12 protein-coding genes are annotated in these 15,547 nt (G+C 54.5%); 6 read left to right on the top strand and 6 right to left on the bottom strand.

Translation table 11 applies throughout. The annotated features are described in order from the left end of the window. Position 1 precedes the first annotated feature (1 nt). From H0247_RS17785 to H0247_RS17770, 4 genes are read left to right on the top strand one after another with little or no spacing between them, the layout of a single operon-like run. Positions 2–1,291 carry an ABC transporter permease gene (locus H0247_RS17785; RefSeq protein ID WP_180743735.1) on the top strand — a complete coding sequence of 430 codons (1,290 nt, stop codon included), beginning with the start codon at positions 2–4 and terminating at the stop codon, positions 1,289–1,291. Next, on the top strand, positions 1,281–2,420 hold the full coding sequence (locus tag H0247_RS17780) for an ABC transporter permease (protein WP_370463381.1): 1,140 nt from the start codon (positions 1,281–1,283) through the stop codon (positions 2,418–2,420). Before H0247_RS17785 ends, H0247_RS17780 begins: the two co-directional genes overlap by 11 nt. A gap of 4 nt (positions 2,421–2,424) precedes the next feature. Next, the gene (locus H0247_RS17775; RefSeq protein ID WP_095994143.1) at positions 2,425–3,141 is read left to right on the top strand and encodes an ABC transporter ATP-binding protein; all 717 of its coding nucleotides are present in this window, start codon (positions 2,425–2,427) and stop codon (positions 3,139–3,141) included. After that, entirely contained in the window at positions 3,128–3,625 is a 498-nt protein-coding gene (locus H0247_RS17770; protein ID WP_180743734.1) for a TlpA disulfide reductase family protein, read from the top strand. The genes H0247_RS17775 and H0247_RS17770 overlap by 14 nt, the downstream gene beginning before the upstream one ends. Positions 3,626–3,661: 36 nt before the next feature. Here H0247_RS17770 and H0247_RS17765 read toward each other — a convergent pair whose 3' ends face one another. Together H0247_RS17765 and H0247_RS17760 are read right to left on the bottom strand one after the other, a co-directional pair. Then, entirely contained in the window at positions 3,662–4,657 is a 996-nt protein-coding gene (locus H0247_RS17765; protein WP_180743733.1) for a DMT family transporter, read from the bottom strand. Positions 4,658–4,756: 99 nt separating this feature from the next. Beyond that, the gene (locus H0247_RS17760) at positions 4,757–5,590 is read right to left on the bottom strand and encodes an AraC family transcriptional regulator (protein ID WP_180743732.1); all 834 of its coding nucleotides are present in this window, start codon (positions 5,588–5,590) and stop codon (positions 4,757–4,759) included. Positions 5,591–5,951: 361 nt separating this feature from the next. Here H0247_RS17760 and cbl point away from each other — a divergent pair, with 361 nt between their 5' ends. Next, positions 5,952–6,905, top strand: a complete 954-nt coding sequence (cbl, locus tag H0247_RS17755; RefSeq protein WP_180743731.1) for an HTH-type transcriptional regulator Cbl — start codon at positions 5,952–5,954, stop codon at positions 6,903–6,905. Positions 6,906–7,400: 495 nt separating this feature from the next. Beyond that, on the top strand, positions 7,401–8,711 hold the full coding sequence (gltP, locus tag H0247_RS17750) for a glutamate/aspartate:proton symporter GltP (RefSeq protein WP_180743730.1): 1,311 nt from the start codon (positions 7,401–7,403) through the stop codon (positions 8,709–8,711). A gap of 88 nt (positions 8,712–8,799) precedes the next feature. Here gltP and H0247_RS17745 read toward each other — a convergent pair whose 3' ends face one another. The 4 genes from H0247_RS17745 to H0247_RS17730 form a co-directional block, all read right to left on the bottom strand. Beyond that, a complete protein-coding gene (locus H0247_RS17745) occupies positions 8,800–10,140 on the bottom strand; it encodes an anaerobic C4-dicarboxylate transporter (protein ID WP_180743729.1) in 1,341 nt (446 codons plus the stop codon). Positions 10,141–10,886: 746 nt separating this feature from the next. Next, positions 10,887–12,233 (bottom strand): TolC family outer membrane protein, encoded by a 1,347-nt coding sequence (locus H0247_RS17740; RefSeq protein ID WP_180743728.1) that lies wholly within the window; start codon positions 12,231–12,233, stop codon positions 10,887–10,889. Positions 12,234–12,235: 2 nt separating this feature from the next. Next, positions 12,236–13,594 (bottom strand): HlyD family type I secretion periplasmic adaptor subunit, encoded by a 1,359-nt coding sequence (locus tag H0247_RS17735; protein WP_180743727.1) that lies wholly within the window; start codon positions 13,592–13,594, stop codon positions 12,236–12,238. Positions 13,595–13,658: 64 nt separating this feature from the next. Continuing rightward, positions 13,659–15,518 (bottom strand): type I secretion system permease/ATPase, encoded by a 1,860-nt coding sequence (locus tag H0247_RS17730; RefSeq protein ID WP_180743726.1) that lies wholly within the window; start codon positions 15,516–15,518, stop codon positions 13,659–13,661. Between the last annotated feature and the right edge of the window lie 29 nt (positions 15,519–15,547).

Below are 15,547 nucleotides of genomic sequence, written 5' to 3'. Positions count from 1 at the left end.
CATGCTGTGGCGACTGTTACGTCAGTCCTGGCGCAGAAATATCCGACGTAAATCGCTGGCGGTGCTGACTGTGTTTTTGGCCGCGGGGTTGATCTCCGCGCTGCTGGCGGTCTCCATCGACATCGGCGACAAAATGGCGCGTGAGCTGAAGTCCTACGGTGCGAATATTTTGATTGAGCCAGCAGGTCAGGCTGCGCTGCCTGCGCTATTTGGCGAACGCAGTAATCCGCTGGAAGGGCAGGACTTCCTTGATGAGGCCGAGTTGCCGAACATTAAAGATATCTTCTGGCGCAATAACATTGTCGGTTTTGCGCCGCTGTTGAGCGGTGATGTTGAAATCAATGGTCAGCCCGTTGCGGTGCTGGGCACCTTCTTTTCTCAGCCTGTCGCGGTGCCGGATGAGGAAGACTATCGCACAGGGCAAATGACCGTTAGCCCTTACTGGCAGGTGGCGGGGCAATGGCCGCAGGAACCGGTGACGGCGGAACATGTGGCACAGGCGCTGGTGGGAAAACAGCTGGCGGCGCAAACGGGCTGGAAAATCGGGGATAAACTCGCGCTGCACGGCGCAAAAGGGGATGCAACAGTAGAAGTGAGCGGCGTTCTGAGCAGCGGTGGTGATGAAGAAAGCCGTTTAGTGATGCCGCTGGCAACGGTGCAATCGCTGCTGGGGCTGACGGGGAAAATTCAGGCGATTCGCGTATCGGCGCTCACCGTGCCGGAAAACGAACTGTCGCGTCGGGCGCGGGAAAACCTGGAAGCGCTGAATGCCGAAGAATATGACCTCTGGTACTGCACCGCGTATGTGTCTTCCATCGCGCACCAGTTGGAAGAAGCGATTTCCGGCTCGGTGGTCCGCCCTATCTGGCAGGTCGCCGCCTCGGAAGGTGTGGTGATCGACAAGATCCAACTGCTTCTGGCGGTGGTGACGTTTGCCGCGCTGGTCGCTTCTGCAATGGGAATCGCCTCGCTGATGACCAGCACGATTATGGAACGTGCCAAAGAGATCGGGCTGATGAAAGCGCTGGGTGCCCGCCAGTGGCAGATCATGCTGCTGTTTTATCTCGAAGCGGCGCTGAGCGGATTGCTGGGTGGGATCGCGGGCTGCGTCGCCGGCTGGGGGCTGGCGAAAGCGATTGGCCTGATGCTGTTCGGCGTCCCCTTGAGCTTCGCGTGGATCGTGATTCCCTGCGTACTGATGATCTCGGTGTTGATTGCCATTATCGGAACGTGGTTCCCGGCACGTCGGATTGCTGGGTTGTATCCGGTGGAGGTGCTGTATGGGCGCTAACGGCTGGATGAACAGCATGTTCTGGCGACTGGTATTCCGCGCGCTGCGGTTGCGTATGCAGCGCGTCAGTGTGGTGTTCGCGGCGCTGATGGTCGGGGCGGCGATTGTGACGGCAATGTCTGCGGTCTATTTCGATATTAACGCCAAGATGAGTCAGGAACTGCGTACCTTCGGCGCGAATTTTTACATCGGTCCGGCGCGGGGCAATTCGATCCCACAGAGTACATTTCAACCGATTATCGACAACGCACCGGCTGGGTTAATTAATGCATCCAGCCCTTATCTGTACGGTATGGCGCGTACGGAGCTGGAAAAAGTGGTGCTGATGGGCGTGTGGTTCGAATCGCTGCGCCAACTGGCGCCGTACTGGCAGGTCACGGGTAACTGGATTGGCGTGAGCTTCGATGACCGTAACGCGATGATCGGGGTGAAGCTGGCGGAGCGACTGAACGTCAAGGTCGGCGACAGCATCACGCTGGTGGGCGACGGCGGTAAACAGCGTTTGCAGATCAAAGGCATTGTGGAATCCGGCGATGCGACGGACAACATGCTGATCGTGAATCTGGAACTGGCGCAAAAGTGGCTGGATAAAGAAGGTGCGATCAGTAATGCGTTGTTGAGCGTCAGTAACGATCTGGGGCAGGTGGATCGCTTTGCTGCACAACTCCAGCAGCAGTATCCGCAGTTGGAGATCCGCCCGATCCTGAAAGTGTCGGCGTCGGAAGGCCAGGTGCTGAATAAAATCAAAGGGCTGATGGGGCTGGTCTCGGCGGTGATTCTCGTGCTGTCTTCCCTGTGTGTGAACACCACGCTGATGGCGATTGTCGGCGAACGCGCCCGCGAATTTGCGTTACAGAAAGCGCTGGGGGCGAGCGGACGAGACATCATCCGGCAGATGCTGGCGGAAACCGGCATCATCGCGCTGGCGGCCGTGTTATGCGGTTCGCTATTGGGCTATCTGCTGGCACAGGTGCTGGGGATGGCCGTATTCAATGCGACGATCTCGCTGCGGTTACCGGTGTTCCCGCTCACGCTGGTGCTGTCGTTATTGGTTGCTGCCGTTGCGGCGGTGGTTCCCACTCGGCGGGCGATCTACGTCGAACCAGCCAAAGTTTTGAAAGGAGAGTAGCTCGATGTCTGTAGAGGTGAACGCGCAGGAAGGGGCGCAGGCAGCGGAGGCGGTGATTGAAACTCGCCAGCTCTATAAACGCTTTGGTCAGGTTACCGCGCTGGAGGACATCAATATCCGCATCGCGCGTGGCGAGTTCGTCGCCATCATGGGTGCATCTGGCTCCGGTAAAACCACGCTGATGAATATCCTCACCTGTCTGGATACGGTGAGTGAAGGGCAGGTATTGCTGGACGGCGTCGATGCCGCTGGGCTGGATGAAGAAGGGCGACGCCAGTTCCGGGCCGATAAGATTGGGCTGGTATTCCAGCAGTTCCACCTGATTCCATTTTTGACCGCGCTGGAAAACGTCATGCTGGCGCAGCATTACCACAGCGTGGTGGATGAAGCGGCGGCGCAGCGCGTGCTGGAACAGGTTGGGCTGGCGCATCGCGTCGATCACTTACCGAGTCAGCTTTCCGGCGGTGAGCAGCAGCGCGTGTGTATAGCCCGTGCGTTGGTGAATGAGCCTCCGGTGATTTTCGCCGATGAACCGACGGGGAATCTGGATGAAGAGAATGAACGGCGGGTGCTGGATCTGCTGAAAGATCTGCATCGGCAGGGGCGCACCATTGTGATGGTGACGCACAATCCTGAGTTAGGTCGGTTTGCTGACCGCATTATCCGCCTGCAACACGGCAAGTATTTCGGTGAAGAGGTGAATCATCATGAAATGGCGTAACGGGATTACTGCACTGTGCCTGCTGGGCGTAGTGGCGCTAAGCGGCTGTAAGGAAGAACAGGTTAGCGTCGGGGCGCAGGCACCGGCGCTGGCGGCCTACGATCTGGCGGGGCAGCAGGTGGATCTGTCGCGCTGGCAGGGGAAAAGCGTGTACCTGAATTTCTGGTCGTCGGGCTGTGGCGGCTGCATGGTGGAAATGGGCGCGCTGGAGAAGCTGAGCAAGGAGTATGGCGATAAAGTGGTGGTGGTGGCGGTTAACACCGACCCTGACGGCGTAGATATCACCTCGATGCTGGCACACCACAAGGTGACCTATCCGGTGGTGCGCGATCAGTTGGGCATTACCAAAGAGCGCTATCAGGTCAGCGGCACGCCAACCTCATTTATTATTGATGCCAACGGAAAGGTGACCGATCAGCATCAGGGTGCGAGAGATGAAGTACAGCTGACCGCGCTGTTTCAGAAGCTGGCAAGCCGGACATAAAGACTGGCTTATTTTCACAGCCAGTCAGGCGTGCGTTTACTCTGTCCGTGAAGCCGGCATCGGGACTTCTACCACCGTTGATTTTTTCACAACGACAGGTTCCGGTTTCACGCGCATGGCGTAGATCACCCCGACGATCAGACAGGTGATGCCACAGAGCGTCAACAGCGGCGGCCAGGATTGCCGGATGATGAAGGCGTAGGTCAGCCCCGCCAGCGTTTCAAACACAATCAACGGCCCTACCAGCACCGTCGGCAGACGCTGGCTGGCTTCGTTCCAGAACAGCGTACCGATCCACGAACAAAACAGCCCAATCGCCAGCATCAGCGGGATGAAAACCTCAGGCCGTGGACCGAACGGCTGCGTAAAGGTGCCATCCGTTAGCGCCAGATGGCCGCACACCAGCAGATAACCCAACAGCGCCAGCGGTAGCGTGACCAGCCCCTGCGCTGTGGCCCAGGTGGTCGGCGTATTGCCTTTGTGGTCGCGCAGCCAGCGGGCGTTACGCAGCGGATACCAGGTCCAGCAAACCACGGCGAGAAACGCCATCGCAATACCGCTTGAATAACGCCATAAATCGAATTCGACGGTGGTTCCTCTCAGTTCCGCAATATTGACGCAAACCAACCCCGCCGCAATCAGCAGCAGCGAAGGCAACAGCCGACGCCAGGCCACGCGGCCATCGTGCTTGCTATACAACACATTGGCGGTAACGGAAATCACCACGGGCAGAGTGCCGATAATCATCGTTGAGATCGGTGCGCCCGTGCGCTGAATCGCGCTGGCGAGCAGAAAGTAGTACAGCAGATTACCGATAATCGTGAGCTTCGTGGCCTCCAGCCAGTCGCTGCGGGTCAGTTGGCGCAGACGACGGCGATCGAGCCATGCCAGCGGTAAGGCAATCAGCCCAAAAGCCAGATAGCGTCCGGTGGACTGCAAGGCCGCAGAGTAGTCCGGTACGATCAATGGCCCAACAAAAATCAGCCCCCACATTAGTCCGGCGGCAAGCGCAAATAAAACCCCTATCAGCATGATAAACCCGTTTGTTCACAAGAGTGCATCGCGCCAGTCTAGGGAGAGTCGGTATTGAATGATTGTAGGATATTGCTGTTTATTATCCGAGGGAGGAGGCTAGCGCCGAACCGGATACACCTGCTTTTGGTAGCGAATGGGCGTGACGCCATAGCGCTGGGCGAAGGTGCGGGTCAAATGTGCCTGATCGGTCAGGCCGACGGCGACGGCGATATGGGCGGCTGCCATACCGCGTGTCAGCATCTGTTTAGCCTCATACAGTCGGATTGCCATCAGCATCTGGTGCGGCGTGACGTGATACTGGGCTTTGAACTGGCGCAGGAAATGATATGGACTCAGGGAAACCAGCGCTGCCAGCTCTTTTAAGGTAATCGTGTGGGCGAAATTCTCGCGCAGATAGGCTTTCACCACATCAAAGCGGTGCAGCGGCTCAATCCTCTGGCGCTGGGCAATGTGCGCGTGAGGTCGGAAAAGCGCAATCAGCGACAGCAGTAGGCTTTCACTCGCCAAGGGATCGGTCGTCTGCCACAGCGCGGCCAGCGTCATCGCCAGCTGGCGTGCAGTTGCGGGATCGTGGCGCACGACGTCGGTAAACCACCAGCCTTTCTCACCGGAGACATTCTCCAACACATCGGATGGAATGTAGATCATGCGATAGCGCCAGCCGTCTTCCGTCGCGGATTCCCCCGTATGTAGTTCATCAGGATTCATCAATACTAACGAATCGACAGGCGCAATATGCTTGGCGCCACGATAGCGGAATCGCTCCGCACCGTCGTCAATGGTGCCGATACCAAACGCCTCATGCGTGTGCGGCTCAAAGGCATAACGGCAGATATGCGCGTGGTAAAGCTCGATGCCGGGCAGCGTCGGCAAATGCCGGAACTGGGCATAGTCTCTCTCATCGGTAAAGTGTTCCGGTACGCCCTGCATGCTGCTACCTCATCTCTGATCCTGACCTTCATCATAGCAGTGATAGCACATCAGCTTGAAGTCGTGCGTTCTATTTAACGTGTACGGAAATAGCGAAAACAGAGAATAAAAGCGCTGAGATAAATAGATCAGAAAGGCATAAATCATAGCGAAATGGTTGACTAACGGTGCGTGCGTGACAAAAGTGATTTTATCTAACTAGTTGATTCTGCTATTTATCTCTATTCCTTGTTAGATAAGATAGCGCGGCAGACATACCGTTAGTATAAAAAAATATAATCAACTCCATTTGCTTATTTGTTCTGGCTCTCATTACTTGCATCAATATTGCTATCTGTAATAAAGGACAAGGGAGTGAAAGGTGAACTTTCAGCAACTGAAGATTATTCGTGAATCAGCACGGTGCAATTACAACTTGACCGAGGTGGCGAATACGCTGTTTACCTCTCAATCCGGCGTGAGCCGCCACATCCGCGAGCTGGAAGAAGAGTTGGGGATTGAAATCTTCATCCGTCGCGGCAAACGCCTGTTAGGCATGACCGAACCGGGAAAAGAGCTGCTGGTGGTGGCAGAGCGCATTCTGAATGACGCCAGCAATATCCGGCGGCTGGCGAATGTCTTCACCAATAACGACACCGGCCAACTGGTGATCGCGACCACGCATACGCAGGCGCGTTACAGCCTGCCGCCAGTGATTAAAGCCTTCCGCTCGCTGTATCCGCAGGTGCGTCTGGTGCTAAATCAGGGCACGCCGGATGAAATCGTGGCGATGCTCCATTCCGGTGAGGCTGATATCGGCATTGCCAGTGAGCAGTTGATTAACGATCCCTCGCTGGCGGCGTTCTCCTACTATCGCTGGCACCATTCGGTGATTGTGCCGGAGCACCATCCGCTGACGCAGGAGCCGGTGATTATGCTTGAAATGCTCAATGCGGAACCGTTGATTACCTATCGTCAGGGAATTACCGGTCGCTCGCGCCTGGATCGCGCGTTTCAGGCGGTGGGCATGTCGCCGGATATTACGCTGAGCGCGCAGGATTCGGATGTGATTAAAACCTATGTCGAGCTGGGGCTTGGGGTGGGGATCGTGGCCGATATGTCATTCGATCCGGTGCGAGACAAAGGTCTGGTACGGTTGAATGCCGAGCATTTGTTTGAAGCGAACACGGTCTGGCTGGGGTTAAAAAAGGGTCAGTTACAACGTAACTATGCCTGGAAATTTATTCAGCTGTGTAATACAGAACTGTCGCTGGATGACATTAAAGATAAGGTGTTCTCGGATAACGATGAAGCGGTGATTGATTACCAAATCTGATTGATAGCGCGATTTCCTAACCCGATGCCCAGCCAGCGTTTTTTCTGACTGGGCAGGGTTTTTCCTTTCGATTTTGTCGCGATTTTTTGTATCGCGATACCCGCCGTTTTCTGGGCTCGATTTAGCATAAATATGGTTTAGCGTGCCGATAATCTGCTTGATCTGATCGTGCTGCAATAGTAGCATTCCCGCCATAACAATAACTTATGTCTGGATTTTTGTTAAGCGATACAAATAGTTGTGCGTTTTTATTGAATAATTATGTTAATGATTTTGGTATCGCACTAGCACATTTACCCTAAATAATTCGAGTGGCAGGACAAAACGTGTGCGTTTTGAATAGCGCACATGCAGCTTGAAGTATGACGGGGTAATCCATCAGACATCCTTCTCACTAGTCAGTCACCTCCACGTTGATTTTTTCGGTTCGCATTGCGCCGGAGTCGCGCTAGCGCCATGTTTGTGATGGCGGGGAGTTTAAAACGGAAAATGATGATGAAAACACAAAAAATCAGCCTTGCCTGGCAAATCCTTATCGCGTTGGTTCTGGGTATTGCACTCGGTGCCGTGCTGCATGAACAGCAAGAAAGCCGCCAGTGGCTCATCAGCAATATTCTTAGCCCTGCGGGCGACATCTTTATCCGCCTGATTAAAATGATTGTTGTCCCGATTGTTATCGCCACGTTGATTGTCGGGATTGCGGGCGTAGGGGATGCTAAGAAGCTCGGGCGTATCGGCTTCAAAACCATCCTGTATTTTGAAATCATCACGACGGTAGCGATTATCCTTGGCATCACGCTGGCGAATGTCTTCCAGCCGGGTCACGGCATCGATATGTCGACGCTGACCGCCGTGGATATCTCGCAGTATCAAAAGACCACCGAGCAGGTGCAGAGCGGTTCGCACAGTCTGGTGGGGACGGTGCTGTCGCTGATTCCACCGAATATCTTCGCCGCGATGGCACACGGTGACATGTTGCCGATTATCTTCTTCTCGGTATTGTTTGGTTTAGGGCTATCTTCGTTGCCGAAAGATCACCGCGAACCGCTGTTGAACGTCTTCCGCGGTGTGTCGGAAACCATGTTTAAAGTGACGCACATGATCATGCGTTATGCCCCAGTTGGGGTGTTTGCGCTGATTTCCGTCACGGTGGCCAACTTCGGTTTTGCGTCGCTGTGGCCGTTAGCCAAGCTGGTTATGCTGGTTTATGCCGCGATTTTCTTCTTCGCGCTGGTGGTGCTCGGTATCGTCGCACGTCTGTGTAAGCTGCGTATCACCATCTTGATTCGTATCCTCAAAGATGAGTTGATCCTCGCGTATTCCACCGCCAGTTCCGAAACCGTGCTGCCGCGCATCATCGAAAAAATGGAAGCCTATGGTGCGCCGAAGTCGATTACCAGCTTTGTGGTGCCGACCGGTTACTCCTTTAACCTCGATGGCTCTACGCTGTACCAGAGTATTGCGGCGATCTTCATCGCGCAGCTGTACGGCATCGAACTGTCGATTGGGCAGGAAATCGTGCTGGTGCTGACGCTGATGCTGACGTCTAAAGGCATTGCCGGCGTACCGGGCGTGTCATTTGTCGTGCTGCTGGCTACGTTGGGCAGCGTCGGTATTCCACTGGAAGGGCTGGCGTTCATTGCGGGCGTTGACCGTATCCTCGATATGGCGCGTACCGCGCTGAACGTGGTGGGAAATGCACTGGCGGTGCTGGTCATCGCCAAGTGGGAGCACCAGTTCGATGAGAAAAAAGCGCAGGCCTACGAGCGCGAAATAAAGGGAATCACTACGCAGACAGCTCAGTAGGGATAATGTCGAACCATTCTAAGTAGCCTATGCAACGGGCGCGTCGAGTGATCGAGGCGCCCGTTTCTTTTCTTGTACTGCACTTAAATTACAGGAAGCCGTACATCGCGGCAAACACCCAACCAAAGATGCAGGATGTAGTTACGCCAATGAGCCCTGGCAGAATAAAGCTGTGGTTGATAACGAAACGGCCAATCTTGGTGGTGCCGGAGCGGTCAAACTGGATAGCCGCCAAATCGCTTGGGTAAGTTGGCAGAATGTAGTAACCATAACAGGCGGGGGCGGATGCCACGATGTATGCGGGATCCACGCCGATAGCCAACGCAACCGGAACAATCGCCGCCAGCGCTGCCGCCTGCGAGTTTACGAACTTCGAGACAATCAGCAGGATAATGGCGTAAGCCCAGGGATACACTTTCACCAATGAACCCAGCGTCGCTTTGATCTCTTCCAGATGCGCGCCAAACATGGTTTCGGCCATCCAAGCGATACCGTATACCGCGACGATAGCAATCATCCCTGAACGGAATACTTCATTCTTCGAGATCGAGGACGGATTGGTTTTGGTCGCAATAATGATGATGGCACCAGACAGCAGCATAAACATCTGAATGACCAGCACCATCGACAGTGGCTTACCGGCAAAGACCGGACGCAATTGTTCAACGGCACCTAAAATTGCTACCGCCGCGATGGTTGCCAGAAAGATCCACATGGCGATCCAGTTACTGCGTGGCAATTTTCTATCCAACAGCGTAGCGGTATCGCCATACACATACTGCTTGTTTTCAGGATCGGCAATGAATTTCTGGAAATCTTCATCCTTGTCCAGCTCTTTGCCGCGGAACCAACTGAAAATCCCGATCGCCAGAATACCCAGAAGCGTTGAAGGAATAGTGATGGACAGCAGGTCGAGGAATCCCAGATGCTTCCCCTGGAAGGTGAAGTTAGCCAACATGGCAACCAGCGACACCACCGCAACAGACACTGGGCTGGCGATTATCCCCATTTGTGCGCCGATGGAACTGGCAGCCATCGGCCTTTCAGGGCGGATATTATTCTTGATGGCAACATCATAAATAATCGGCAGGATGGTATATACCACGTGACCGGTACCACACAGGATAGTCAGAATACAGGTGACGAACGGCGCGATAATCGACACGTATTTCGGGTTACGCCGCAGCATACGCTCCGCGATTTGTAGCATGACATCCAGCCCACCCGATGCCTGAAGCGTCGCCGATGCGGCCACCACGGCAATGATGACCAACATGACGTCAACGGGTGGTTTACCCGGTTGCAGTTTAAAAATAAAGACCAGAATAACAAGTCCAATCCCGCCTAATAAACCCAGCGCGATCCCGCCTTTTCTTGCCCCGTAAAAAAGGCAGATCAGGACAATGACTAATTGAATGATGAAGTCCATAGTAGCCCCATTGCATTGCTTTATAAGATAAATTGATTAGCTAGAATTAAAATAAGTGAGTTTTTACTGTGGGTACTATATGGACGGGTGGTTATTTATTTTCTTGATCTAAATCTATTAAATTTTATCTTTGTGCTATTTCCGGAAAATAAAAGATCTCGGTCGCAATAATAGCGCACTTTTTGGTTTATTTAGTTATTTAACTGTAATTTTAATTTATTAATTGTGGGCGAGGTGTCGGTTGATGAGGTTGTTAATGATTTGATAGAGACTTTTAAAAATGATTAAATTTTCGTTCTTATTTTGTTTTGTTGGGTGTTTTTCTGTTTTTTATTTTTGTTAATGATTGTCGTAAAAAAACCAATCTTAATGTTACTCTGGGTACCTCTAATGGGGTATTTTTGCATATTGTATTGTTTTTAAATGATTACTTTAAAAATGATAAAATGAATCCCTTTTTGATAATGAAGTCAACGTCAGGCCACTGGGAAATAGTCGAGAAATAAAAACGGCTGTCGTGAAATTGCTATTTACGCCAGAAATATAGCTGATAGATTTACAGCTATTTTCACATCGGATGCGAAGGGAAACATTTTTATAGTGCGATTGGTTATTAATATAAATTTTTATAAATATTTTAGAATATCTGGATGCGGTTTATTTTCCTTTCTAACCGGAGGTAGCCGCACAGCAGTGTTATCTCTTATGCAGTGTTATCTCTTATATAGTGTTCTGAATTCGCGTTGTTAGCGGTGTACGAAATAGGTCGCTAATTGACGCAAGGTCTGTTCGTCCAGCGTTCCGGCGTAGTAACGCAACTGTAGCCAGGCCGTCAGCCAGGTATAACGCGCTTCAGTCAGATCGCGCCGCGCACCATAGAGCTGCTGCTCGGCGTTCAGCACGTCAAGGTTCACGCGTTCTCCTCCCTGAACGCTCTTCTGTGTAGCTGTGACCAGCGCCAGCGCTGACTTTTCCGTCAACTCATAGGCGCGAATTTTCGCCTGACTGCTGGTGACCAGATTAAACTGGCGGCGCAGTTCCGTCTGGATTGTCGCCGTCTGTTCGTCTTTCTCCCGCGCGGTTTGCTGATAGCGCTCCTGTGCCTGACGCGTCGCGGCAGAGACGCCGCCGCCGGCAAAGATCGGTACGCTGACGCGGATACCAATCGAGCGCGTATCGTATTTCTGGTTGTAGCTGTTTTCTGTATCCGATTGCGTATTACGCGTGCTGGCAACCAGCGTGACCTGCGGCAGGTGACCCGCCCGATTCCGTTCAATACCGTATTTCGCCACGGCCAGCGACTGGTTTAGCGCTAATAGCTGTGCGTTGTGGCGCAGCGCCAGCGATTGCCAGTGCCGATAGCCCGCAGGCTGAAGCGTCTGTGGGGTGAAGCGTGGCGTTAGCGTCGCAAGCTGATCCACGCCAACGGGCATCCCCAATAGCGTTTCCAGTTCACGCAGGCTGATATCCAGATTGTCCTGCGCTTCGATGAGCTGCGCTTCGGTCAGATTGAGGCGTGCTTCGGTTTCCAGCATATCGGTGCGCGTACCTTCTCCCTGCTGGAATAGACGTTGATTCAGTTGATATTGCTCGCGATAAGCGCGCTGTTGTGCCTCAACCAGTGCAATCTGCTCGCGGCTAAACAGCACGTTGGTATAGGCCTGAAACAGACGTACCAGCAACTGCTGGCTGGCATCGCGCAGTTGTTCATCTGCCAGCACGGCGCTGGCTTCACCCTGCTGATAGCGTGACCACGCCGCGTAGTCGATCAGCGGTTGTTGCAGGGAAAAGCTGGAGATGCGGCTGGTGTAATCCCGTTCCGACTGTTGACCACCTGTCGTCACTGTGGAATCGTTACGGGATTGATTATAGTCATAGGTGACTTTCGGCAGCAGCCCCGCCCTCCCAATGTTTTTCTCTTCGCTGTCGGCGTTACGTGCATGCACGGCGGCCTGAAACGTCGGGTCATGGGTAAGAGCCTGTTGCCAGGCTTCCATGAGTCCCAATGCCTGACCGGGAGTGCTGTAGAAGATCGCGAGAAAAAGTGGGATGGTTCGGATCACTGTGCGATAAACGGATGAACGGCGCAACATGCTTACTCCTCGGTCAGCGCCAGATGCAGGCGATCGGAAAGCGGTTTAAACAGATAATTGAGTAAAGATCGCTCACCGGTACGAATAAAGGCTTGCACCGGCATGCCAGGGCGAACGTCCAGTCCGGCGAGCTGTTGCTTACCCTGTTCATCGACATGAATACGCAGGGCGTAATAGGGTTTTCCGGTCTGCTGCTCGACGAGCTGGTCGGCACCGATCAGCGCGACAACGCCGGAAATACGCGGGGTGGTGCTTTGGTTGAACGCAGAAAACAGCAGTTCGACCGGTAGCCCGTTGCTGACTCTGTCGACCAGTTCGATAGGTAGCTGTGCGTCAATCAATAACGGTTGACCCTCGGGAACAATCTCCATCAGCATCTGTCCGCTATTGACCACGCCACCTTCGGTGTGCAGCGCCAGTCCGACCACCGTGCCGCTGGCGGGCGCACGAATGTGCGTGTGCTGAAGTTCATACTCCGCTGTTTTCAGCCGCTGGGTGAGATCCTGAATGGAACGCTGGGTATCGGCGAGCTGGGCACGCACTTCTTTCTGGTACTCGTTCTGGCGCTGCTGGATCTTTTGCTCCAGCTCGACGACCTGCTGCTGGAGCTGTACCTGATTATTCCGTTCCTGCGCAATTGCGCCTGCCAACTGGGCAGCCTGCCGCTCGACGTCCAGCAGGCGGTTACGGGCGATATAGCCTTCCTGCGCTAGCGGACGCAGCCCGCGTAGCTGCTCGCTGATAATCTGAAATTGCGTTTGGCTACTGGCCAGCAGCGCCTGTGAACCCTGCGACTGCGCTTTTGCCCCGATGATAGCGGCTTGTATCGCGGCGCGTTCCTGTTGCAGGGCTGCACGACGGCTGATGAAGAGCTGCTGCTGGGCAATCTGAATTTGTTGCGTGACGGTGCTGTGTTGCTTCGTGGGGGTAGGGAAGGCGATTGTGTTCAGATCGTCGCGTTCCGCCAGCAGACGCGCTTCGCCCGCGAACGCTTCCTGAAGCTGGGTGACGAGATTGTCGCGCTGTGCTTGAGCGGGTGTCTGATCCAGCGTGGCAAGAATTTGTCCGGCCTGCACGTGGTCACCATCCCGCACGGTGAGTGAAGCGATGCGTCCGCTACTGACAGGCTGCACGGCTTTACGGTTGTCCGCGACAATGACCCGACCAGATACGGCGACGCCTTTATCCAACGGTGCCATGCCTGCCCATAGCAGCAAGCCACCAAAACCGAGAAGCACCAGCCAGAGACCGTACTTCAAATAGCGTCCGGCATCGGTGTGTAACGGCATCGCCGCAACGTTATCCTCCACCTGAGCGAGAGGAGCGGTTGGCTGTGATGTGACTTCGCGTAACGCGGACATGATTATCCTCTTCTTTCCATGATGCTTTTCTGACGGCAGGCGTTTGTTATCAATGCACTGAGCCTCATTTATCCGGTGCGGCTCGGCGTGGCGTTGGTGCGCGGTATACCATGCTCAACCCGGCGGAACCGGGCTCTTTTGGCGTAAAGGCATTGGCGGCGTCGGCTGTTTTAGCGGGTACAGGTTTGGCGCTGGCGGGTTTTGTCATCGGTTTGGTCAGAGAAGCAGTGGCGGGCTTGGCGCGCTGTAGCTCTTTCAGTACCTGTTCTGTTGCGCCGAAATACTGAATCTGTCCGGCGCGCAGGACTAACAGCTTAGTGGCGCAGGACAGCAGGGCGGGTTTATGTGTGATCAGTACCTGCGTGCTCTTGGCCTCCTGCTGGGCGGCAATTGCGGCCAATAAGGCTTTCTCGCCGTCGTCATCGAGGCTGGCATTGGGTTCATCCATCACAATCAGGCGCGGCTGGTTGTAAATGGCTCTGGCAAGGGCGACACGCTGCTTCTGACCGCCGGACAGCCCGGCGCCGCCTTCGCCCAGTGGGGTATCGTAGCCTTGCGGTAGTCGCAGAATCATCTCGTGCACGCCTGCGGTGATGGCGGCGGCAACGATTTTTTCTGCATCCGGCTGAGTGAAACGCGCGATGTTTTCTGCAATCGTCCCGCTGAAAAGCTGGACGTCCTGCGGCAGATAGCCGATAAAGCTGCCCAAATCGCCTTTGTCCCACTGGTGCATGTCTGCGCCGTCCAGTCTGACTTTGCCACCGAGAGTGGGCATGGCAGCAACCAGTAAGCGTGCGAGGGTAGATTTACCCGAGCCAGAAGGGCCTAACACGCCGAGCACATCGCCGGGCGCCAGGTCAAACGTGATATTGGCGAGTATAGGCGTGCGCGTGTTGGGCGCGTTGGCGCTGAGCTGCTCCACCTGAAGTTTACCCTCTGGAGCGGGCAGCGCCATGCCAGCGGTGCGCGCCGGATGCGTATCGAGCAGGAGATTGAGCCGTTGCCAGGCAAGACGCGCCTGCATCCACTGTTTCCAGACGCCAATGATCTGATCAATCGGACTGAGCACGCGGCTCACCAGAATGGATCCGGCAATCATCATGCCGGGGGTGATATCCCCGTTGACGGCCAGCAGCGCGCCCAGCCCCAGCATTAGCGATTGCAGCGCCAGTCGGGTGCTCTTTGTCAGCGAGGTAATGTTGGCGCTTTTTTCGCTGGCAATGTTCTGATAATAGAGAAACGCTTTGTGCTGTATTAGCCAGCGTTCACGCATCGCGGGTAGCATTCCCATGGCTTCGATGGCATCGGCGTTGCGCAGGTTAGCATTGGCCTGCTGCGTCGCCTGAACGGTGTTTTGTGCGGCTAAGGCCAAGGGTTCGCGCGTGAGTTTTTGATTCAACCAGGCCAGCACAATCAGGACGATTGCCCCCGCCAACGCCATCACGCCTAGCCAGGAATGAAGTGAGAAGATCACCAGCAGATAAACCGGAAACCACGGCGCATCAAAGAAGGCAAACAGCGCGTTTCCGGTTGTGAACTGGCGCAGGGCAGTCAGATCGTTTAAGGCCTGGCCGGCGGTCGCCGTGCCGTTCCTGAGATTGCTTTCAAACGCTGCATTGTAGATGCGCTGATTCAGGCGCATGTCCATCTGCGTACCGAGGCGGATCACCACGGCGCTGCGTATCCATTCCAGTAATCCCATCAGTAAGAACAGGCCCAGCATAATGATCGTCAGCATCGCCAGCGTCATGGTGCTGCTGGAAGGTAATACGCGATCATAAACCTGAAGCATATAAATCGCTGGTGCCAGCATCAGAAGATTGATGACGGCGCTGAACAGGCCAATTCCCCAAAATCCCTGACGGTAGGCGGCCAGCGCGTCGATAATTTCTCTGCCTGATGAAGCCGGATGAGATGCGGGCATGGGAGGTTCCTTCTTCAATAACGTGCCAT

Source organism: Pectobacterium sp. CFBP8739 (assembly GCF_013449375.1).
In the GTDB taxonomy this organism is placed as follows: Bacteria; Pseudomonadota; Gammaproteobacteria; order Enterobacterales; family Enterobacteriaceae; genus Pectobacterium.
The sequence above is the reverse complement of the archived record's forward strand: the minus strand, read 5'-3'. Positions and strand labels throughout refer to the sequence as shown.